Source organism: Streptomyces sp. NBC_01390 (genome assembly GCF_045040105.1).
Taxonomy (GTDB): Bacteria; Actinomycetota; Actinomycetes; order Streptomycetales; family Streptomycetaceae; genus Streptomyces.
The window spans coordinates 10,300,522-10,321,420 of the sequence record NZ_CP109551.1; the positions used below are offsets into that span (position 1 = coordinate 10,300,522).

General features: G+C 69.6%; 14 protein-coding genes and 1 tRNA gene. 5 read left to right on the plus strand and 10 right to left on the minus strand.

The genetic code is table 11. The features are described from left to right. The first annotated feature begins 12 nt into the window (after positions 1 to 12). Positions 13 to 1,179, plus strand: coding sequence for a sensor histidine kinase (locus OG241_RS46085; protein ID WP_405824601.1), 1,167 nt, complete (start codon positions 13 to 15; stop codon positions 1,177 to 1,179). 252 nt (positions 1,180 to 1,431) lie between these two features. On the opposite strand, the gene OG241_RS46090 is transcribed toward OG241_RS46085, so the two are convergent. The 3 genes from OG241_RS46090 to OG241_RS46100 form a co-directional block, all read right to left on the minus strand. Further along, positions 1,432 to 1,914, minus strand: coding sequence for a Dps family protein (locus OG241_RS46090; RefSeq protein WP_405824603.1), 483 nt, complete (start codon positions 1,912 to 1,914; stop codon positions 1,432 to 1,434). A 37-nt stretch (positions 1,915 to 1,951) separates the two neighbouring features. Next, the gene (locus OG241_RS46095; RefSeq protein WP_405824605.1) at positions 1,952 to 2,245 is read right to left on the minus strand and encodes a WhiB family transcriptional regulator; all 294 of its coding nucleotides are present in this window, start codon (positions 2,243 to 2,245) and stop codon (positions 1,952 to 1,954) included. A gap of 82 nt (positions 2,246 to 2,327) precedes the next feature. Then, positions 2,328 to 3,176: an alpha/beta hydrolase gene (locus OG241_RS46100; RefSeq protein WP_405824607.1), complete on the minus strand. Its 849-nt coding sequence runs from the start codon at positions 3,174 to 3,176 to the stop codon at positions 2,328 to 2,330. Positions 3,177 to 3,343: 167 nt separating this feature from the next. Here OG241_RS46100 and OG241_RS46105 point away from each other — a divergent pair, with 167 nt between their 5' ends. Further along, on the plus strand, positions 3,344 to 4,156 hold the full coding sequence (locus OG241_RS46105) for a sulfite exporter TauE/SafE family protein (RefSeq protein WP_405824609.1): 813 nt from the start codon (positions 3,344 to 3,346) through the stop codon (positions 4,154 to 4,156). On the opposite strand, the gene OG241_RS46110 is transcribed toward OG241_RS46105, so the two are convergent. The 3 genes from OG241_RS46110 to OG241_RS46120 all read right to left on the minus strand — a co-directional run bounded on the left by OG241_RS46110 (position 4,157) and on the right by OG241_RS46120 (position 7,705). Next, positions 4,157 to 6,256 (minus strand): MDR family MFS transporter, encoded by a 2,100-nt coding sequence (locus OG241_RS46110; RefSeq protein ID WP_405824611.1) that lies wholly within the window; start codon positions 6,254 to 6,256, stop codon positions 4,157 to 4,159. It lies immediately after the preceding gene. Positions 6,257 to 6,323: 67 nt separating this feature from the next. Further along, positions 6,324 to 7,112, minus strand: coding sequence for a precorrin-6A synthase (deacetylating) (gene cobF / locus OG241_RS46115; RefSeq protein ID WP_405824613.1), 789 nt, complete (start codon positions 7,110 to 7,112; stop codon positions 6,324 to 6,326). Positions 7,113 to 7,168: 56 nt separating this feature from the next. Then, positions 7,169 to 7,705 carry a DUF309 domain-containing protein gene (locus OG241_RS46120; protein WP_405824615.1) on the minus strand — a complete coding sequence of 179 codons (537 nt, stop codon included), beginning with the start codon at positions 7,703 to 7,705 and terminating at the stop codon, positions 7,169 to 7,171. Between the two features lie 101 nt (positions 7,706 to 7,806). On the opposite strand from OG241_RS46120, the gene OG241_RS46125 reads away from it, so the two are divergent. Together OG241_RS46125 and OG241_RS46130 are read left to right on the plus strand one after the other, a co-directional pair. Continuing rightward, positions 7,807 to 7,880 (plus strand) — tRNA-Pro (locus OG241_RS46125). Positions 7,881 to 8,130: 250 nt separating this feature from the next. Further along, positions 8,131 to 9,105: an arabinan endo-1,5-alpha-L-arabinosidase gene (locus OG241_RS46130; RefSeq protein ID WP_405824617.1), complete on the plus strand. Its 975-nt coding sequence runs from the start codon at positions 8,131 to 8,133 to the stop codon at positions 9,103 to 9,105. Between the two features lie 104 nt (positions 9,106 to 9,209). Here OG241_RS46130 and OG241_RS46135 read toward each other — a convergent pair whose 3' ends face one another. Continuing rightward, entirely contained in the window at positions 9,210 to 14,429 is a 5,220-nt protein-coding gene (locus OG241_RS46135) for a family 43 glycosylhydrolase (RefSeq protein ID WP_405824619.1), read from the minus strand. A gap of 285 nt (positions 14,430 to 14,714) precedes the next feature. Here OG241_RS46135 and OG241_RS46140 point away from each other — a divergent pair, with 285 nt between their 5' ends. Further along, on the plus strand, positions 14,715 to 16,202 hold the full coding sequence (locus OG241_RS46140) for a family 43 glycosylhydrolase (protein WP_405824621.1): 1,488 nt from the start codon (positions 14,715 to 14,717) through the stop codon (positions 16,200 to 16,202). An 86-nt stretch (positions 16,203 to 16,288) separates the two neighbouring features. On the opposite strand, the gene OG241_RS46145 is transcribed toward OG241_RS46140, so the two are convergent. From OG241_RS46145 to OG241_RS46155, 3 genes are read right to left on the minus strand one after another with little or no spacing between them, the layout of a single operon-like run. Further along, on the minus strand, positions 16,289 to 17,350 hold the full coding sequence (locus OG241_RS46145) for an iron-siderophore ABC transporter substrate-binding protein (protein ID WP_405824623.1): 1,062 nt from the start codon (positions 17,348 to 17,350) through the stop codon (positions 16,289 to 16,291). Beyond that, positions 17,350 to 19,179 carry an ABC transporter ATP-binding protein gene (locus OG241_RS46150; protein ID WP_405824625.1) on the minus strand — a complete coding sequence of 610 codons (1,830 nt, stop codon included), beginning with the start codon at positions 19,177 to 19,179 and terminating at the stop codon, positions 17,350 to 17,352. The genes OG241_RS46145 and OG241_RS46150 overlap by 1 nt, the downstream gene beginning before the upstream one ends. Further along, a complete protein-coding gene (locus OG241_RS46155; RefSeq protein ID WP_405824627.1) occupies positions 19,176 to 20,873 on the minus strand; it encodes an ABC transporter ATP-binding protein in 1,698 nt (565 codons plus the stop codon). Before OG241_RS46155 ends, OG241_RS46150 begins: the two co-directional genes overlap by 4 nt. Positions 20,874 to 20,899: the final 26 nt, after the last annotated feature.

Here is a 20,899-nt window from a genome sequence, read left to right on the forward strand (position 1 = left end):
ACGGTGATCCGCATGACATCGGACTCGCCCCGCAACTGCGCCCGGGCCTTCGTCGTCGCACTCCTGGTCATGGCCGGGGCTGTCGACGTCCTCGACGCGACGGACAGTGGCTACGTGGTCTGGCCCCACGTGCTCGTCCTGGCGCTCGGGTACGCCGCTCTGCTGTGGCCGAGCAGCCGGCGGCCGCGGTGGTTCACCCCGCAACTGCGCACGGGCGTACCGGCCGTCGTCTCACTGCTGTTCACGGCGGGTTCGCTGCTGCTGGACCAGCAGGCCCCGTTCGGTCCGGGCGAGACGCTCGTGCTGCTGATTCTGCTGTTCATGGCGGTACACCAGTGCCCGCAGCCCTGGGCCGTCATCTGCGCGACGCTGAACGCCGCCGCGCTGCTGGGCACCCCCGTGCGCTTCTACCGGGACGACCGGACCAGCCTGCTCGGATTCATGCTGGTGGAGCTCGTTCTGATCGGCTTTGTCGCCGGTCTCGCGGGGTATCTGCGTGCGCTGGACCACCGGCGGGCCGCAGCGGTCGTCGCCACCCGGCGGGCGGAACGGGTGGCGATCGCCGCCGACCTGCACGACTTCGTCGCCCACCATGTGACCGGGATCCTCGTCCAGACCCAGATGGCCCGCATGATGGCGACCACCCAGCCGGAGCGCCTGGACACCGTCCTTGCGGGCATCGAACGCGCGGCCACGGAGGCGCTGGCGTCGATGCGCCGTACCGTCGGCGTGCTGCGCGACACCGGGCCCGACGCCGCGGACCGCCGGCCCGTCGGCGACCTGGACGGCATCGCGGAACTGGCGGAAGGCTTCGCGAACCCGCTCCAGCACGTCACCCTTGACCGTGACCCCACCGTCCCCGACGACCTCCCGCACGAGGTGCAGGCCGCCGCGTTCCGGGTGGTGCAGGAAGCGCTGACGAACGTACGGCGGCATGCGGCCGACGCCACCGAGATCACCGTCCGGCTCCGCCACGACGGCCGCAGCCTGGAGGTCGGGGTGACCGACGACGGACGGGGCGGCACCCAGCTCCCGGCCGCCGCTCACGGAGGTGGCTTCGGCCTGGTCGGCCTCACGGAACGTGTCACGGCACTGGGCGGGGACCTGCGCGCCGGGCCGCCGGCCGGGCGGACGCAGGGGTGGGAGGTGCGGGCACTCTTCCCCACGGGGAAGACATGACGCGGCAAGGGTCTCCGATGGGCGCCGGTGCACGACGTCGCCGGAGCACACGACCACCCCTTCGAGGAGACCTGACCTCGAAGGGGTGTTGGTCGTTCAGCGGCCAGGTCGAGGAAGGGGCCTACCGGGCGCGATGGCGGTGGCGACCGTCGAAGCCGACGTGACCGGCCTCGTCGGCACCCTCGTTGCCGGGGATGGCTGTTGGGGTGACGAGGGTGAGGGTGAGTCGACCGAGAAGAGGGGAGGGCCCGGTCAGTCGCCGCGGGTCGCGTTTTCCGCCTCGAACATCCAGCGCTGCTTCTCGAGTTCGGCCGTGATGCCGATCAGCAGATCCTGGGTCACCGGGTCCGCCTCTTCCGTCGCGTCGATGCGTTCGCGCAGACGCTCGATCGCCGTCGCCAGTGCCTCGACGAGCAGCTGGACGACATCCGTGTCCTGGATCCAGCCGTCCTTCGGGCTCTGGAACACGGAAGCCGAGGCGACGGTCTCCGGGCGGCCGTCCGGCGGCACGCCGAGCGCCGCCGAGCGCTCCGCCACGGTGTCGGAGAACGCACGGGCGGCCGACACCACTTCGTCGAGGTGCAGATGGATCGAACGGAACCTCGGCCCCACGATGTTCCAGTGGGCCTGCTTCCCGATCAGCGACAGCGCCAGCAGATCCACCAGGGTCGCCTGCAGGGCGTCACCGGTGATCTTGCGTTCCGGCTCCGGCAGGCTGCTCTTCACTACAGTCATGGGGTAACTCCTCCTCGTGGCTCGGCCCGGGTTCTGGCTACCGGACCCGTTCTCTCGTGGGACGGAGCAGCGCGGCCCGTTCCTCCTCGCAGGTGCCGCCCCAGACACCCGAGGTCTGACCGCTGCGCAGGGCCCAGTCCAGGCACTGCGGGGTCACCGGGCAGTGGGCGCACACGCGTTTCGCGGCAGCGGTGTCGCGCACCGCCGGCCCCTTCGTGCCTATGGGGAAGAACAGTTCCGGGTCCTCTCCCACACAGGCCGCTCGCCGCAACCACTCCATGGAACGCGGGTGCCCAGGTCGGAGGGGCGGAAACGTGACGGAACAGGCCATCGGGGGCGACGGAGAGCGATCGGCGGCGGGAAGAGAGAACGAACAGGTGGAGAGGAAGGTGATCAGGCGGAGAAGGGAGGGATCAGTGGGGCCGGCGCGCGAGTACCCGGTCCACGAAGGCGGTCAGCTCGGCGAAGGCCTCGGCCCGGTCCGTCTCCAGGAAGATGTCGTGCCGGGCGCCCGGAAAGATCCGTTCGGTCCAGTCGGTGCCCCGCAGTTCCTCGATGCCGACGCGGCTTCCGGCGAGCGGGACGAGCCGGTCGTCGTCGCCGTGCAGCCACAGCAGCGGCAGCGGTCCGATGTCACCGCCCTTGGCCACGGTCTCCAGCGTCCGTACGAATGCCTCCAGCGTCGGCCGTCTCATCGGACCGTGCCAGACCAGCGGGTCCGCCGCGTACGCCGCGCCGACCGCGGGATCGCGGGACAGCGCGGCCGGGTTGATGGGCCGGTCGGGGATCTCGTCCAGTTCGAGCAGCCGCTCCGGGAGGTCCCAGCTGCCGAGTACGGGCGCCGACAGGACGAGCGCGGCGAGTTCGGCGCCGCACCGCTGTGCGAAGCGGGCCGCGATCAGGCCGCCGGTGGAGTGGCCGATGAGGACGACGGGCACGTCCGGGTGGACGGACCGGGCGAGTTCGGCCACGGCGTGCAGATCGGTGACGACGTCCTCGAAGTCCGCGATCACCGCCCGCTCGCCCGCCGACCGGCCGTGTCCTTGGTGATCGGGGCCGAGAACGGTCGCGCCGTGGTCCACGAGGACGCCGGCGAGGTCCTCGTAGCGGCCCGTGTGTTCCCCGTACCCGTGCGAGAGGAGGGCGAGATAGCGGGGCGGATCGAGCGGACGTTCGGAGTCACTGGGAGCGGGCCGGGACCACTCGCGCACGGCGATCTCGCCTCGGCTGCCGGTGAGGACGTACTCGCGGGACTCGGCCATGGCTTCTCCGGGTGCGTCGTTGAAGGCGTGGGTGGTGAGCGTGGTGTGCGTGGATCTTCCCAGGACTCGCGAGGCCGGTCCACGGTGACGCGTCGGGGTGGGGCAGGTGTCACCTGGCGAGACGGTCCTGACGGTGGCAGTTGGGTGGGCTTAGCATCGGTGTCCGCATGAACACGATGACGCTCTGGCACATAACGCACTGGGAATTCGCCGCTCTCGCCGCCGCAGCGGTGCTGGTCGGCTTCTCCAAGACCGCTGTCAGCGGGGCCAACACGGTCAGTCTGGCGATCTTCGCGGCCGTTCTGCCCGCCCGCGAGTCCACGGGTGTGCTGCTGCCGATCCTGATCGCCGGGGACGTACTGGCCGTACTGACCTACCGCAGACATGCCCACTGGCCGACCCTGTGGCGGCTGTTCCCGGCGGTCGCAGTGGGGGTGGTCGTCGGCACGGTGTTCCTGGTGTGGGCGGACGACGAGGTCGTACGGACCTCGATCGGGGCGATCCTGCTGCTGATGGCCGGGGTGACGGTGTGGCGCCGACGGCGGGCGGAAGCGGAGGCGAAGCGGGAGGAGGAGGGAGAGGAAGAGCGGGAGGAGGACGAGCCGGAGGCGGTGAGCACTCGCGCCGGACAACTCAAGGCCCGCTCGTACGGTGTCCTCGGCGGCTTCACGACGATGGTCGCCAATGCGGGCGGCCCCGTCATGTCGATGTACCTCCTGTCGGCCGGATTCCGGAAACTCGGCTTCCTGGGGACGTCGGCGTTCTTCTTCCTGATCGTGAACGTCTCGAAGGTCCCCTTCAGTGCCGGCCTCGGTCTCATCGACGGCCACTCGCTCCTGCTCGACGCGGCGCTCGTGCTGTTCGTCGTCCCCGGCGCGTTTCTCGGCAAATGGGCTGTGAGCCGGATCAACCAGCGGCTGTTCGAGCAGTTGGTGATCGCGGCCACGGTGGTGGGCGGAGCCCAGTTGCTGCTGCGCTGATCAGCGGCTCTCCGGGTTCCGCCGGTCGCCTGAGCCCGCCAGCGCCGCAGGTCGGCTCGGCAGGCTGCTGCTGAGGTCCTCCACCAGGAGGCGTTTGGAGATGGCGTCCACCGCGGCGCGCAGGTCGTCGCCCGAGGGGCGGCCGAGGTCCTGCTCCACTCGTTCGGCCAGCCAGGAGCCCCAGGCGCCGCCGATCACCCCGGCCTCGCGGGTACCCGCCTCGGTGTGGGAGAAGAAGGAGCCGGTGCGGGTCAGATAGCCCTCCTCGACCATGCGGTCGAAGACCGGCAGGAGTACCTCGGGCGGCATGTGACGACGGGCGGCGATCAGACCGAGACCGGCATGGCCGACCATCCGGGTGAACAGCTCGACCTGCATCACGGCCCAGGCGCCCGCGATGTCCAGACGGGTGTCGGAGTCGCTGACGATCCGGCGCGCGGTGTCCAGGTCGGTGCTGCCGATGATCTTGCCGACGGAGGCTTCCAGCAGACGGCGCGAGTCCGGGCTGGTCGGCGTACCGAAGCCGTCACCCATGTCCGTCGAAGCCATCCGCGCACTGTCGCGCAGCTGCACCTGCTTGAGGAACAGGGCGACGACGAAACCGATGAGCGCGACCGGCACGGTCCACAGGAAGACGGTCTGGATGGTGTCCGCGTAGGCGTCGATGATCGGCTCGGCCGCCCGGGCGGGGAGGTGGTGCAGGCCTGCCGGGCTCGTTGCCGCGCCGACGATGGCGGCCTGGTCCGCCGCGCCCGTGCGGGCGGCCTCCGCGATGCCGTCGGAGAGGTTCGGTGTCAGCGAGTTGGTGTAGAGCGTGCCGAAGACCGCGGTGCCGAACGAACTGCCCAGCGTACGGAAGAAGGTGACGCCGGAGGTCGCGGTGCCCAGGTCGGCGTACTCGACGGTGTTCTGGACGGCGATCGTCAGCACCTGCATGCCCAGGCCGATCCCGGTGCCGAGGACGAACATGTAGAGCGAGGACAGCCAGGCGCTGGTCGAGGCGTCCATCAGGGAGAGGAGATACAGGCCCAGGCCCATCACCGCCAGGCCGATGACCGGGAAGAGGCGGTACTTGCCGGTCTTGCTGACCACGTTGCCGCTGAAGACGGAGGCGATCAGCAGGCCCAGCACCATGGGCAGGGTGCGTACGCCGGAGACCGTCGCCGAGTCGCCGTCGACGTACTGGAGGAAGGTCGGGAGGTAGGTCATCGCGCCGAGCATCGCGAAGCCGACGATGAAGCTGAGGATCGAGCACACCGTGAAGACGGGGTTGCCGAACAGCCGCATGGGAAGCATCGGTTCGGCCGCGCGGGACTCCGCCCAGCAGAACAGGCCGAGCGAGACCGCGCCGCCGACGAACAGCGCGATGATGACGCCGGAATCCCACGCGTACTGGTTGCCGCCCCAACTCGTCGCCAGGATCAGCGCGCTGGCGCCGATCGCGACGAACGCGATGCCCAGATAGTCGATGACCGGCCGCACCGCCGATTTCACCACCGGAATGGTGCGGGCCGCGGCGATGACCACCACGATCGCGATCGGCACGTTGACGTAGAAGGCCCAGCGCCAGGTCAGATGGTCGGTGAACAGGCCGCCGAGCAGCGGCCCGATGACCGTCGCCACACCGAACACGGCACCGATCGCGCCCTGGTACTTGCCGCGCTCCCGCAGCGGGATGACGTCGGCGATCAGGGCCATCGCCGTGACCATCAGCCCGCCCGCGCCGACGCCCTGCATGGCCCGCCAGACGATCAACAGCGTCATGTTCGTGGCGAGTCCGCACAGGAACGATCCGGTGATGAAGACGATCGCCGAGACCTGGAAGACCACCTTGCGGCCGAACAGGTCGCCGAACTTGCCGACCAGCACCGTGGCCACGGTCTCCGCCAGCAGATACGACGTCACCACCCACGACATGTGCTCGGCGCCGCCCAGGTCCGACACGATCGTCGGCAGAGCGGTGCCGACGATCGTCTGGTCCAGGGCGGCAAGGAGCATGCCGAGCATGATCGTGACGAAGACGACGTTGCGGCGGCGGGAGTCCAGCACGGGCGGCTGCGCGGCGGCGGGCGGTGCGGTGGTGTCCTCGACGGCTGTCACGAGGTCACGATCACACCGGTGCACCACCACTGCAAGGGGGACGGCCCGCTCGGGTTCCCCACGATGCCTACGGTTGCCCGGGCCCGCTGCCCCCGGCGTTCCGTCGCAGCAGATACGTGTCCATGATCCAGCCCTTGCGCTCACGGGCCCGTGCGCGCAGGCGCTCGATACGCGGCGCGGCCTCGGCGATCGGCCCGGAGACGAGGAGTTCGTCCGGGGTGCCCAGGTAGGCGCCCCAGAAGATGTCGATGTCCTCGTCGGTGTGCTCCCGGAAGGCCTGATGGGCGTCCAGCATCACCACCACGTCGTCGACCCCTGCCGGAAACTCCTCGGCGAGCCGCCGCCCGGTGGTGATCTGGACGGGACGTCCGACCCGGTTGAGGCCCGTGCGATGACGGGCGGCGAGCGCGGAGACGCCGCTGATGCCGGGCACGACGCCGTACCCGAACTCCACCGTGCCCCGCCCGAGGACGTCCTCCAGGATCCCGAGCGTGCTGTCGTACAACGAGGGATCGCCCCACACCAGGAAAGCCCCGCTCTCGTCCGCGCCGAGCTCCCCGGCTATCAGCCGCTCGTAGATCTCGGCCCGGGCACGGCGCCAGTCGCCGACCGCGCGGGAGTACGCGGCGTTCCCGGCCGTCCGGTCCCGGTCCGGATCGCGTACCTCGACCAGGCGATACGTCCCCTCCGGCACATGCGTGTCGAGCAGGTGCCGGCGCAGCCCCACGAGGTCGGACCGGGCCTCGCCCTTGTCGAGGACGAAGAACACGTCGGTGCTCCGCAGCGCCCTGACCGCCTGCAGGGTGAGCTGGTCGGGGTCGCCCGCGCCGATACCGATGACCTGGATCCTTCGCACGCCCCCGAGTCTGCCGCACCCCACTGACAACCGGACGACACGGCAGGCGGGCCGGGTCAGCCGCCGACGGTACGGCTCGACAACCGGGGCGCCCGGTCTCCCGCATCGACGACCGGGGCCTCCTCCTGCTCGACCTCCGCGGCCAGCTCCCGTGCCCAGGCGACGACACCGGCGAGGTCCATCCCGTACGGCTGCGGGCGCGCACCCACCGCCGCCCACTCCTCGACCGCGCCGGCCCCGCGCCGCAACAGCCGGACGCCGCCTGTGACGTTCCCTCGTGCGGCGTGCGTGAGTCCCACGGCCAGCTGCGCGAGCCCCCGCCACAGGCCGCGCTCCTCTTCTGGCCCCGACTTCCAGGCGTCCTCGAAAACCTCGTGCGCGTGGAACGGTTTCCCCGCGTCCAGCAACGCCTGCGCCTCGGCGACGCTGTCCTCGGGACGGCGTACGACGCCCTCGGGCTGCCGGGCGACCCCGCGCTCGCCGTACGGCAGCGGACGCCCGAGGCCGTCCCGCGGCCGTGCGTTGCGTGCCCGCCCCTCCTCGTCCCGGTCCCGCCCGTCCACTGCTGCCCGATCCTCCGACGCACCGCTCATACCCCGATTGTCGCGCGCTCCCCGCCGCCTTCGGGGCAGCCGCTAACGTGGGGTAAGGTTCTGTTCGCGTGATCACGCGGGGCAACCGCGGGTCATCACACCGGGACGTGGCGCAGCTTGGTAGCGCACTTGACTGGGGGTCAAGGGGTCGCAGGTTCAAATCCTGTCGTCCCGACGGTGTTCATCAGCGGGTCTGCCGGAAGCGGCAGGCCCGTTTTTGTGTTCGTCCTGGTCGAGGTTTCCTGGTGACCACGTGATCCGACGCCGGTCGTGCCGGGGGAGTCGTTGCGCGAACCGTTGACGCGCAAGGGGTTCGTCTCTACGGTCCCGTTCGATGCCGTGACCGGTGTTCACCATTTCGAACATGGCTGGATTTGCCTGAACGGGAGCGTCCCCCCTCGTCCCCGCACACAAGGAGGATCCGCGTGAGCCCCACCTCCCGCAGAACCGCTCTCCTCGCCGTCCCCGCGGCGATCCTGCTCGCGCTCGTCCCGAGCTCGGCGTCCGCGTATCCGAATCCGGGCAGTGTCACCGGCTCGATCGTGGTCCACGACCCGACGATGATCCGTACCTCGTCCGGCCAGTATCTGCTCTATGCCACCGGCGGAGGTATCGGCAATCGTGCTTCCAGCGATCGCGTCTCCTTCAGTGGCGGCGCGGACGCCTTCTCCGTCAGGCCGAGCTGGTGGCGCACCTACTCCTCCGTGCCGGAGGCCTGGGCCCCCGACATCTCGTTCCACGGCGGCCAGTACCTGATGTACTACTCCGTCTCGTCCTTCGGCTCGCAGAACTCGGCCATCGGGCTGGCGACATCGCCGAGCGGCCGACCAGGCAACTGGACCGACCAGGGCATCGTGTACACCTCCAGTCCGTCGAACGACTACAACGCCATCGACCCCAACCTCTTCGTCGACGACGACGGCAAGTGGTGGCTGTCTTTCGGCAGTTGGTGGACCGGGATCAAAATGGTCCAGATCGACCCGGCGACCGGAAAACAGCTCTCCTCCGACACCGCCCGCTACTCGCTCGCCGCACGCCCCACGGGAACCAAGGCCGTCGAGGCTCCCTACCTCGTCGAACGGAACGGCTACTACTACCTGTTCGCCTCGTACGACACCTGCTGCGCCGGCACCAGCTCCACGTACAAGGTCAAGGTCGGCCGGGCCACGCGGGTCACCGGCCCGTACTACGACAGGAACGGCGTCGCCATGATGAACAACGGCGGGACGCCCGTGCTGGAGTCGCACGGCCGGTACATCGGCCCCGGCGGACAGTCGGTCATGCACGACGCGGACGGCGATCTGATCGTCTATCACTACTACGACGGCCAGGGCAACGGTGCTCCGAAGCTCGGCATCAACCTTCTGAACTGGAGCAGCGGATGGCCCGTCGCCCAGTGACCGCACCGGACGAGGAGAGGGCGCGCACATCGAGTGGGCGATGAAGCCCGACTCGGTGTGCGCGCCCTCAGTTCCAGCTGTCCGGCGCTACCTGTGCCGCCGGCCTAGCGGCGGAGGACGATGCCCTTGGTCGCGGTCCCCGTGCGGTTGTCGTACACGACGACGCCCGAGGACTTCTTCCAGATCTGGATGCGGAACGTGTCCGGCTTGTCCGTCGCCGTGATGCGGAAGGCGTAGCCGTCCTTGCCGTTGACCTTGCCGGAACCCTGGTAGACCGCCGTGGAACCGGTGATCACCAGCCAGTCCGAGGACGTGCCGCGCAGTTGCACCGCTGCCTTGGACTTCCCGGGTGCCTTCAGGTCGAAGGAAGCCGTGCCTGTCGGGACTGCGCCGCCCTTTCCGTAGGAGGCGCCGAAGGAGAAGGCCGCCTTGGCGGTCAGCTTCGGGTCGGCCGGGTAGGCGCCCGGCCGGGAAGCGATCACACCGTTGCCCGTGACCGAGCCGGCCTTGGGGTCGTACACGATCAGCTCGGGGAGCTGAGCGGTGGCCGAGGCCTTGTCGTCGTCCGTCACCGTGATCGTCGGGCGGAGGATTCCCGCCTTCAGATAGGCGTGGCTCGCCTCGCAGGTGCCGCCCGTGACCTTGCCGGCCGTCGGGGTGGTGCCGTCCTTCCAGTCGATCGTGCAGGTGTGGGTGTCGGCGCTGCCCGGGTCGGTGAACTTCGCCGAGATACGGGCCGGGGTGTTCTTGCCGGCCTGGACCGGGGTCTTCGGGCCCTGGACCGAGGTGATCGACGGGGGCGCGTTCGAGACCGTGACCGTCAGGGTGTCCGTGCTGCGACCGCCCGTCAGTGTGACCTCGTACGTGCCGTTGTCCCGGCAGGTGATGGTGGTCGGGATCGTGGTCCGGCTGGAGAACGTGCAGGGGGTCGCCGCGCTCACGCTCCAACTCGGGGTTCCTGCCCCGGAGATGCTGCCCGTGAGCGGGATCGCGCTGCCTTCCGGTCCCGTCGTGTCCGCGCCCGCGTGGACGATCGTCACCGGGTCGATGCTCGACAGGGTCGGGACGACCTTCTTGATCAGACCGTCGGCGTCGAACTCCAGCTTGTCGATGGTCGTTTCGCGGTGCATGCCGTCACCGCCGGGGATGGCGAAGCGGTGGTAGGCGATGTACCAGTCGTCGGTGTTCGGGACGTGGACCACCGAGTGGTGGCCGGTGCCCTTGATGCCCAGGGAGAGGTCCTTCTGCAGGATCACCCCGCGCTTGGTCCAGGGGCCCGTCGGCGAGGAACCGGTCGCGTACGCCACCTGGTAGTTCTCGTCGCGGGTGTCGTTCTCCGACCACATGAAGTAGTAGGTGGAGCCCCGCTTGATGACGAACGAGCCCTCGTTGTAGCCGCTCGGGGTGATGTCGGTGATCTTCGAGGCGTCGAAGGAGACCATGTCGTTGTTGAGCGGGACCACGTAGGCGCGGCCGTTGCCCCAGTACAGGTACGACTGGCCGTCGTCGTCGGTGAAGACCGCCGGGTCGATCATCTGGCCCGGGTGGTCACCCGCCTTCAGCAGCGGCTTGCCCAGGGCGTCCTTGAACGGGCCGGTCGGGGAGTCCGAGACCGCCACGCCGATGTTCGCGTCGGCGCAGAAGTAGAAGTAGTACTTGCCGTTCCGCTCCTCCATGGTCGGCGCCCAGGCGCGGCTGTCGGCCCAGCTGACGTCGGGACCGAGGTCCAGGATGACGCCGTGGTCCTTCCAGTGGACCAGGTCGGTGGAGGAGTACGCCTTGAACTGCGTACCGCTCCAGCCCTCGAAGCCGTCGGTGGTCGGGTAGATGTAGAAGGTGTCGCCGAAGCGCACGATGTTCGGGTCGGCGTTCAGACCCGGCAGCACCGGGCTCCTCATCTCCACAGCCGACACGGTCCAGGTGCGCTTCTTGCCGTCCGAACCGGTGACCTCGTACGTCAGCGGCTTGCTGAAGTCGCGCAGGGTGCCGGAGGCGGGGCTGATGCTCGCGCCGTGGGCCAGGGTGAACTGCGGCGCCAGGGCCTTGACGTCACTGCCCGGGTTGAGCGGCAGGACGACCTTGCTGTCCTTGTCGTTGATGATCGCGTCGACCTTGAGCGCCGGGTGGGTCACCGCGGCGATCCCGGTGGTGTTGCCGCCGAGCTCCAGGACCTCGGCGGGCGTGAGGGCCCGGTTGTAGATCCGGAAGTCGTCGACCTCGCCGCCGAAGTAGGGGTCCGGGGAGTACATCGACTTGCCGATGTAGCCGGAGTAGTCCTTCGAGGCGTCGTACAGCTCGGACGGCTTGATGGTGACACCGCTCACGCGGGCCGTCTCGGCGCCGTTCAGGTAGAGGATCGCCGTCTCGGTCGCGCCGTCCAGGGTGACGGTGACGTGCTGCCACTCGCCGGCGGTGAGCGGGGAGCCGCCGATCATCTGCTTCTCACCGGACCAGGTGGCCTTGGTGATCGCGGAGAACAGCTTGCCGGCGCCGTTGGAGGGCGAGGCGAACAGGTACTTGTTGTTGTCCGGGCCGAGACCGAAGAGCCACTGGAAGTTGTCGCCGCCCTTCCACTTGACGTACGTGGAGACGGTCACGCTGGTGGTGCCCTTGAGAACCCCGTTGGGGATCTTCACGTAAGGCGAGCTGGAGCTGCTGTTGCCGCCGGACATCTTGAACGAGCCGCCGTGCACGCCGGTACCGAAGTCGGGCGTACGGACGTAGGTGCCGTGGAAGCCGTGGCCGCTGGAGTCGCGGGCGATGCTGCCGCCGGTCTCGTCGAAGTCGTAGTGCAGAAGCAGGTCGGCCGGGATGTCGGGGCCCTCGGCGGAGACCGTGATCTCGGCGCTGACCGCGATGGCGGAGTCGCCCGCGAGGTCGCCCGTCACCGTGAAGGTGCCGGCCTGCGCGTACTGCGACGGGTCCACGTGTCCCCAGGTGACCGCGACGGGCCGCTTCACGCCGTCCGCGGACTCGGCGATGACGGTGGCCGGGAGGACGGGGGCCTCACCGATGCGCGTCTCGACCTTGACGTTCTCCGCGCTCGTGATGATCTGGTCCGGCTGGTAGGTGCTCAGCAGCCGGTCGTACTCCGCCTGCGTGACCGGAAGTACCGTGCCGTGGCGGGGTTTCGAGGGGAGGTCGTAGCCCGTGGACGGAGTCCACACACCCGACGCGAGGTCCGTCGACTCGAACGGGATGTAGCCGCGCCCGCCGAACTCGTCGGCGAACAGGTACCACTTCTCCTCGGAGTTGGACTTGAAGACCAGCGGCCCCTCGGCCGCGCTCATCGCGCCCTTGCCGATGCCCTCGGCGACGAAGTCGTAGGACGGGTTGAGGATCGAGTCGCTCTTCTCCTCGAAGATGAACTTGCTGTTGGGCGTCGAGGAGGAGTTGTTCCGCTCGTCCTTGGAGAAGCGGTAGTAGGTGTCCTTGTCCTTGATCATCGTGGAGTCGATGACCGAGTAGCCGCGGTCGATCCACACCTTGGGCTCACTGAAGGTACGGAAGTCCCGGGTGGTCGCGTACATCATGCGGTTGTACGTGTCGCCGGAGTGGTCGGCGTTGTCGTACAGCTTCGAGGCCCAGAAGACCACGTACGAGCCGAGCTTGGCGTCGTAGAAGGCCTCCGGCGCCCAGGTGTTGCCGGCCGAGTCGGGGGAGATCTTCACCAGGCGCTGGTCGGTCCAGTGGACCAGGTCGGTGGACTCCCACACCATGATGGACTTGCTGCCGGTGCGCTGGGAGGCGTCCCAGTCGCCGTTGCCGTAGATCCTGAGGTCGGTGGCGATCTGGTAGAACTTGTCGCCCTCGGGGGAGCGGATGATGAACGGGTCGCGCAGGCCCTTCTCGCCGAGCGTGGAGGTCAGGACGGGCTTGCCGTCGTTCAACTCCCGCCACTTCAACGGGTCGTTACCCTTGCTGAGGGCCGCGTAGAGCTGTTCGCCGTCCGAGGTGCCCTCGCCGGTGAAGTAGCTGAACATGTAGCCCTTGAGGGCTGCCTTCGCGGGGAGTTCGGGGACCTTGGCCGTCAGGGTGCGGGTCGCGGTGGCGGTGCCCTTGGTGATCGTCGCCGTCAGGTCGACCGTGGTGCCGCCGGCGCCGTGCGCGGGGCGGTGGACCACACCGTCGGTGGCGATGACGTCCGGGTTCGCCGAGGACCAGGTAACCGCCGTGCCGTAGGCGCCCGTTGACGGCAGCGTGACGTTCCCGCGGATGTCGTCGAGGTTCGGGACGGTCAGCGCGTCGGCGGCCTGCTGGGTGGCCGTCGTGTCGTCGAAGGTGGCCGGGACCGTGACGTCGAAGGTCTTGGTGTCGCTCACCGGGCCCTTCTTCAGGGTCGCCGTGAGCGTGGCGTGGCCGTCCGGCTGACCGGCGGCCGGGCGGGTGACCGCGCCGGAGGACGAGACCACGGAGGCGCTGTCGGTCGCCCAGGTGATGACGGAGCCGCCCGCCGGGCCCGCGCTCGGCAGCGTCAGGTCTGCGGTCACAGCGCTCGTGTCGCCCAGTGTGAGGGCCGCCTTGTCGGCGGCGACGCCCTGCGCGGCGATGGGGAGGGAGAGTTCCTCGACCTCCGTGCTCGCCAGCGCCCGGTCGTAGACCCGGAAGTCGCGGATGTTGCCCTTGAACAGGTTGTCGCCGGGGTAGACCGACTTGCCTATGTAGTTGGCGGTGGTCGTGCCCGAGCCGATGGAGCCGGGGGTGAGGGTGATCGCCGTGTTGCGACCCACCTCCACGCCGTCCTCGTAGAGCACGCCCGTGTTGCCGGTCTGCGTGTACGTGATCTGCTTCCAGACCGCGCGCTGCAGGTTGGTGCCCGCGGTCCGTGTCGTCTGCTCCGTCGACCAGTTGCCGCTGGCGATGGAGGTCCGGTACGAGTTGCCCGTGGTGAACAGGTAGCCGTTGCCGGCGGTGCCGCTGGTGTTGCCGAAGCCGTAGATGAAGTACGGGTTGGACTGGGTGGAGTCGACCTTCACGTCCATCGAGACGGAGATCGAGTTCATCCCGCTCATGATGTTGTCCGGCACCTTGATGTAGGTGTCGGAACCGTTGAAGGCAAGCCCGTCACCGGAGTTGGACCAGCCGGTGGTCCCGTTCACCGTGCCCGTACGGCCGTTGCCCGAGGAGTCGGTGACCGTGGTGCCGGAAGCTGCGTCGAGCTTGTACCAGAGGGCCAGACCGTCGGTGATGTCCGACGCGGCGGCGTGAGCGGGCACGGCCAGGGCCAACGGCCCCGCGAGGCCCAGCAGAAGCGATGCGGCGGTCACGCCGGCGAGCCTCTCCGACCAGGGTCTGCTGCGGCCGCGTGATCTCGCGAGTTGCATCGTTTCGGCTTCCTCTGCTCGGACACGGGGTGCGGTAACGGGAGACAGCAGATTTCGTCTGTGTGTCCGCGCGTTGCGAGAGTGTCAATCGGTGCGACCAGGGGCGTCAAGAGTTTTCGAACGACGTTCGACAGGTCGGACAACTTGTTTTCCGCGCGAGACATGCCAAACGGAACGGAACCTGCCACAACCGTTGACGTATGCAACCCGTGTACCTATGTTCTGGTCGAAGTTACGCACGACGTCCGGAATTTCGAACAATGTGACCATGAGAAGGGGCCATTCGTGTTTCGTACCCGTCACTGGCTGACCCTCCTGGCGGCGCTGCTGGCGCTGCTCGTACCTGTCGTCGGCCTGCAGCCCGCCGCCGCGGCCGAGGGGCGTCCGTACACGAACCCCGTCAAGTCGCAGAAGGGCGCCGACCCCTGGCTCGAGTACTACAACGGCAGCTACTACCTGGTCACCACGTCCTTCACCGGCGTCCTGACCATGCGCAAGTCGCCGACTCTGGCCGGGCTCGCGACGGCTCCCAGCGTGCAGGTCTGGAGTGACACCACCTCGACCCGCAACAACAACTTCTGGGCGCCCGAACTGCACTTCTTCGACGGCCACTGGTACCTGTACTACTCCGGCGCGCCGATCGGCGCCGCCTGCTGTGACCAGCAGCGGACCTACGTGGTGGAGAGCGCCGGCACCGATCCGATGGGCCCGTACACCTTCAAGAACCAGCTCACCGGGTCCAACCTCGACCCGGGCGGCTGGCTCATCGACGCCACCGTGCTCACGTACAACAACAAGCTCTACCTGGTCGGCAGCGGCGCCATCGGCGGCAGCAGGCAGAGCCTGGTCATCGCGCCGATGACCAACCCGTACACGGTCAGCGGCTCCACCTTCAGCCTCATCTCCCAGCCCACGCTGAGCTGGGAGACCTCCGGGGCAGCTGTCAACGAGGGACCCGAACCGCTCTACCACGACGGCCGGACCTTCCTCACCTTCTCCGCGAGCTACTGCCAGACCCCCGACTACAAGCTTGGTCAGCTCGAACTCACGGGCACCAACCCGCTGTTGGCGTCCTCCTGGACGAAGAAGCAGACGCCCGTCTTCCAGCGCAACGACGCCGCCGGGGTCTACGGGCCGGGCCACAACGGGTTCTTCACCTCGCCCGACGGCACCGAGAACTGGATCGTCTACCACGCCAACGACTCGGCCTCGGGCGGCTGCGGCAACGGCCGCACCACCCGAGCCCAGAAGTTCACCTGGAACGCGGACGGCACACCGAACTTCGGTACTCCGGTGGCCCTCGGTACGACATCGCCCGGCCCGTCCGGCGAGAGTGCCGTGACCCCGACCGCGTACACGCTGGTCAACCGCAACAGCGGCAAGTGCCTTGACGTGGAGGGCGGGAACACCGCCGACGGCACCAACATTCTTCAGTGGACCTGCAACGGCGGCACCAACCAGAAGTGGCGCATCGAGGACCAGGCCGACGACACCAGTCGACTGGTCAACGTCGCCACCGGCAAGGTGATGGACACCGCGGCCTGCGCCACGGCGGACGGCACCGATCTGCGCCAGTGGTCCTGGCTGAACAACAACTGCCAGAAGTTCAGGCTCGTCTACACGGCCACCGGCGACTACGTCCGGATCGTCAACGAGTCCACCGGCAAGGTCGCCGACGTCGCCGACTGCTCCACCACGAACGGCGCCGACGTACGCCAGTGGTCCTGGCTGGGCAACAACTGCCAGCAGTGGCAGATCAAGCCCACCACCTGAGCCGCAGGTACTGACGGACGGCGGTGGCCCGGCCGGAACTCCGGCCGGGCCACCACCATGTGACGAACCGTCACCACGTCAGCTCGTCAGCCGGCCGGTTCGGTCACCTTCGTGGCCGTCTTGCCGTCGACGGCCGCCGACAGCTGCGGGACGAGCCGCTCCAGCATGTACGGCAGGCTCAGCACCGACACGAACGACACGGAGTTGCCGTAGTCGCTGGTCTCCTTGACGAAGACCTCGCGGTCCTCCTTGGCCACCTTCAGGTCCGCGTACAGGGCGTTCTTGCGCAGCGCCGCCTTGTCCTTGGTGGTGTCGGAGACGATCCACACGATCGCGTCCGTGTCGAGGAGATCGGTGCGCTCCTTGCTGATGTTGGCCCCGAACTCGTCACCGATGACCTTGTCCAGGTCGGTGGGCAGCTTGAAACCGAGGTCCGTGAGGACGCGCGAGCGCGAGTCCTGACTGCCGTAGACGAAGATGCCCTCGTACGGGGTCGCCATCACGGCGGTGGCACCGGCGAAGTCGGGGTGTTCGGCCGCGGCCTTCTTGAAGTCGGACTCGACCCCGGCGACCAGTTCCTTCGCCTTGGACTCCTGGCCGAGCGCCTTGCCGATGATCTCGGTCTGGTTCTGCCACGGCACGCCGTAGTCGTTGTACTCCTTCGGCTGGGCCACCACCGGGGCGAACTTCGACAGTGTGTCGTACTGTGCCTTCGTCAGACCGCCGTAGACGGCCAGGATCAGGTCCGGCCGGAGCGCGGCGATCTTCTCGGTCTGCGGGCCGGTGCCGGTGTCCTTCAGGACGGTCGGCGCCGCCGCGCTGCCCAGCTTGTCCGCCGCCCAGGGGCCGATCGCGCCCTTGTAGCCGCCCAGCCACTCGGTCGTACCGACCGGCACCTTGCCCAGCGCGAGCACGGCGTCCTGGTCGGTCAGTCCCACCGTGACGATCCGCTTGGGCTCGGACTTGATCGTGGTGCTGCCGTACTTGTGCGAAAGGGTCACCGGGAAGGCGGAGTTGGCGGACGCGTCGGCGGCGGGGCCCGCCGCGCCGGAGTCGTCGCCCGAGCCGCAGGCGGCTGCGGTGCCGAAGAGAAGCAGTACGGAGGTGAGCGCCGCGGCGAGCCGAGTGCCTCTGGGAGAGCCGAACATCAGTGGTCCTTCACGGTGGTGGTCGTATCGGTGCGGGGACGCGTGGGGGGCTTCTCGGCCGGCGAACGGGTGCCGGACCAGGCCTGCCAGAGCAGGGCATAGGTTCCGGCCGCCGCGCACAGCTCGTCATGGGTGCCGCTCTCCACGATCCGGCCGCCGTCCATGACGACGATCCGGTCCGCGTCGGCGGCCTGGGTGAGCCGGTGGGCGACCACGAGCGCGGTACGGCCCTCGATCGCCCGGTCGGCCGCCTTCTCCAGCAGGCGTGCGCCGGAACTGCCGGCCTCGGCCGTCGCCTCGTCCAGCACGGCGACCGGCGGATCCGCCAGCACCAGCCGGGCCAGGGCGAGTTGCTGCACCTGGGCGGCGGTGAGCCGGTGCCCGCCCTCGCCGACGACGGTGGCCAGGCCCTCGGGCAGCGCCGACACCCAGTCCAGCGCGGCCACTTCGGTCAGGGCCGCACGCAGGGCCTCGTCCGTCGCGTCGGCGCGGGCGAGCCGCAGGTCGTCGGCGAGCGGGCCCGCGAAGACATGCGTCTCCTGGGTGACGAGGGCAACCGGCAGACCGCCGGGGGACGTCGAGGCGCCGGTGAGCCGGACCGTGCCGGAGGTCGGCTCGTGCACACCCGCGATGAGCTTGGCGAGCGTCGTCTTGCCCGCGCCGCTCGACCCCACCAGCGCGACCCGCTCCCCGGCGGCCAGCGTGAGATGCACGTCCCGAAGGACGGGACGCCCGGACACGTACTCGTGGTGGACGCCGGTGACGGTGACCGTGCCCGCCTCGCGGTGCTGCGCCGTGGGGGCCGGGGGAGCGGACTCGGCGGCCGGTATGTCCGTGACGCCGACCAGCCGGGCCAGTGCCGCTGTCGCTGACTGGGCGTCGTCGAGCAGCGCGAGGGCCTGGTTGACCGGGCCGAAGAGGCTGTGGAAGTAGAGCGCGGCGGCCGTGGCGGTACCGATGGACACGGAGTCGGCGCGCACCAGCAGGAACCCGGTGACCAGGACCGCCGTGAGGCCGGTGTACTCGGCGATGTGCAGCCGGTTGTAGAAGTCGAGCACCAGCCGCACGCCCCGCATCGTCAACGCGACGGCGGCGGACGAGCGCCGGGTGACGGACCCGGTGTGCGACTCCTCCAGCCCGAACGCCCGTACGGTGCCGGCGCCCGCGATGGTGTCCAGCAACTGCTGCTGCTGGGCGCCCGTGGCGATGCGCTGCTCGGCGTACAGGGGGACGGCGTTGCGTACGTACCAGCGTGCGGTTCCCGCCTGGATGGGCACCGCGAGCAGCGCGGCCAGCAGGAAGCGCCAGTCCAGGACGGCCAGGGCGGCGAAGGTCAGCACGATGGCGAGCAGCGAGCGGGCCAGCTCGGGCAGCGCCCCCCGCACCGCCTCGCCGACCACCGAGACATCCCTGGTGACACGGGCGTTGAGGTCGCCGGAGCCGGCCTTCTCCACCTGCTCCAGGGGCAGCCGCAGTGCCCGCTCGACGAACCGCTCGCGCAACTGGGCCAGCACGGTCTCCCCGAGCCGGGACACCAGGGACAGCCCGAGCGCGGTGGCGGCGCCCTGGGCGACGGCCACCAGGATGAGGAGGACGGCGGGGAGGGTGAGATCGTCGGGCGGACGGTGCTCGGCGACGAGGTCCACCATGCGGCCGAGCAGCGGCTGGACGAGCAGCCCGACCGCGGTCGCCGCGACCAGCACGGCGAAGGCGCCGATGGCGAGGGGGCGGTGCGGGCGGACCAGTTCACGGACGGCGGCGCGGGTACGGGCCGTGGTCGCGGTGGGAAGCAACTCCCGTGATCCGGCGGTCAGTTCGTTGTCGCTCATGCCAGCACCGCCGCTCTGTAGGCCTCATGACGGTGGATCAGATCCGCGTGCGAGGCCGTGTCGGTGACCCGCCCGTTCTCCAGCAGTACGACCCGGTCGGTGACCGACAGCAGCGCGGGACTGTTGGTCACCAGGACCGTCGTACGGCCCTTGCGCAGCTCCCGGACGCCGGTGGCGATGCCCGCCTCGGTGACCGCGTCGACGGCGGTGGTCGGATCGTGGACCACCAGGACGGGCCGCTCGGCCGCCAACGCCCGTGCCAGTGCGACGCGTTGACGCTGCCCTCCGGAGAGTGAGCGGCCCCGTTCACTGACCGCCGTGTTCTCGCCGTCCGGGAGGGTCTGCGCGACCTGGGCGACGCCGGCCGCGGTCATCGCCGGTTCGGGGTCGGCGTCGTCGGGGGCGGCGGCCGTGACGTTGCCTCGGACGGTGCCCTCGAAGAGGTCGGCGTCGTGCTCGGCCACCAGCAGGGCGGTGCGCAGTTCGGCGGGGTCGAGGTCCCGCAGGGGTATGCCGTCCAGTTCGACGGTGCCCGCCTCCGGGTCGCACTGCCGGGCCAGGCAGCGCAGCAGGTCGGTAGCGTGCGCGGGGTCGGTCGCGACCACGCCGAGCAGCTCACCCGGTGCGATGTCGAGGTCGACGCCCCTCAGGCCGCCGTGGCTGACACCGGTGAGGCGGACCGCGCCGCGCACCGGCCGGGCCAGGGTGCCCGCGCCCGGGGTGACGGCGTGCGGGGCGGCCAGTACTTCGGCGATCCGGGTCGCGGAGGCCCGGCCCTGGGCGAGCTCGGCGTTGACCCACGCGAGCACCTCCAGCGGGCCCAGAAGGAACAGGGCGAGCCCGACCGACGACACCAACTGGCCCAGACTGATGTCCCCTTGGGCGGCGAGCCGGCCGCCGACCAGAGCGACGGCGGCAATCAGGCACCCGGTGAGGCCGAGCACCATGCCGCTCTGGAAGGCCTGTGCGCGGGCGGCTTTCAGGGTGGCCTGGAGGGAGTCGCCGCTGGTGGCGCGGTAGCGGGCCAGCGCGGTGGACTCGCCGCCGATGCCCTTGAGGACACGCAGGCCGGCCACCAGGTCGGCGGCGACGGCCGAGGCGTGCGCGGCCCGTTCCTGTTCGGCCTCGCTGCGTGCTTCCAGCGGCTTGCTCAGCAGATGGCCCAGCCACAGCAGCACGGGCGTGCCGAGCAGTACGACCAGGCCGAGAGTGACGGACATGCGCAGCAGGACGACCGCGCCCACGAGGATGCCCGCGAGGGCCGAAATCCCGGCCATGGCGGCCATGTTGACGGCGCCTACGCGTTTGGCGTCCTCGGTGGCGATGTTGGCGAGGGCGCCGGGCAGCCGGCCCTCCTCGGCGCCGCCCCCGGGAGCCAGGATCCGGCGGACGAGGGTGATGCGGAGGGTGTGTTCGGCCTGGGCGGCGGCCCGCTCGGTGGACCAGGCGCCGAAACGCCAGCTGAGCGCGAGGCCGACGTAGATGACGGCGAGTGCGGCGAGCCAGCTCAGCAGGGCGCCGGTGTCGGAGCCCGTGACGGCGCGGTCGATGACCAGGCCGATCACGACCGGCACCAGCACTTCGCCCAGTTGGTGGCCGGAGCCGAGGAGCGCGCCGAGCGCGACGTCACGCCGCTGTCCACGGACCGACTGGCGCAGGACGTCCCGCCCCGACGGCTGTGAAGGACTACTCACCCGTACCCCTCCGGGATCGGACGACA

Excerpts from the sequence above, each read along its gene's own strand:
- OG241_RS46085 (WP_405824601.1), top strand. The coding sequence starts at position 13 with ATGACATCGGACTCGCCCCGCAACTGCGCCCGGGCCTTCGTCGTCGCA.
- OG241_RS46090 (WP_405824603.1), bottom strand. The coding sequence starts at position 1,914 with ATGACTGTAGTGAAGAGCAGCCTGCCGGAGCCGGAACGCAAGATCACC.
- OG241_RS46095 (WP_405824605.1), bottom strand. The coding sequence starts at position 2,245 with ATGGCCTGTTCCGTCACGTTTCCGCCCCTCCGACCTGGGCACCCGCGT.
- OG241_RS46100 (WP_405824607.1), bottom strand. The coding sequence starts at position 3,176 with ATGGCCGAGTCCCGCGAGTACGTCCTCACCGGCAGCCGAGGCGAGATC.
- OG241_RS46105 (WP_405824609.1), top strand. The coding sequence starts at position 3,344 with ATGAACACGATGACGCTCTGGCACATAACGCACTGGGAATTCGCCGCT.
- OG241_RS46120 (WP_405824615.1), bottom strand. The coding sequence starts at position 7,705 with ATGAGCGGTGCGTCGGAGGATCGGGCAGCAGTGGACGGGCGGGACCGG.
- OG241_RS46135 (WP_405824619.1), bottom strand. The coding sequence starts at position 14,429 with ATGCAACTCGCGAGATCACGCGGCCGCAGCAGACCCTGGTCGGAGAGG.
- OG241_RS46145 (WP_405824623.1), bottom strand. The coding sequence starts at position 17,350 with ATGTTCGGCTCTCCCAGAGGCACTCGGCTCGCCGCGGCGCTCACCTCC.
- OG241_RS46150 (WP_405824625.1), bottom strand. The coding sequence starts at position 19,179 with ATGAGCGACAACGAACTGACCGCCGGATCACGGGAGTTGCTTCCCACC.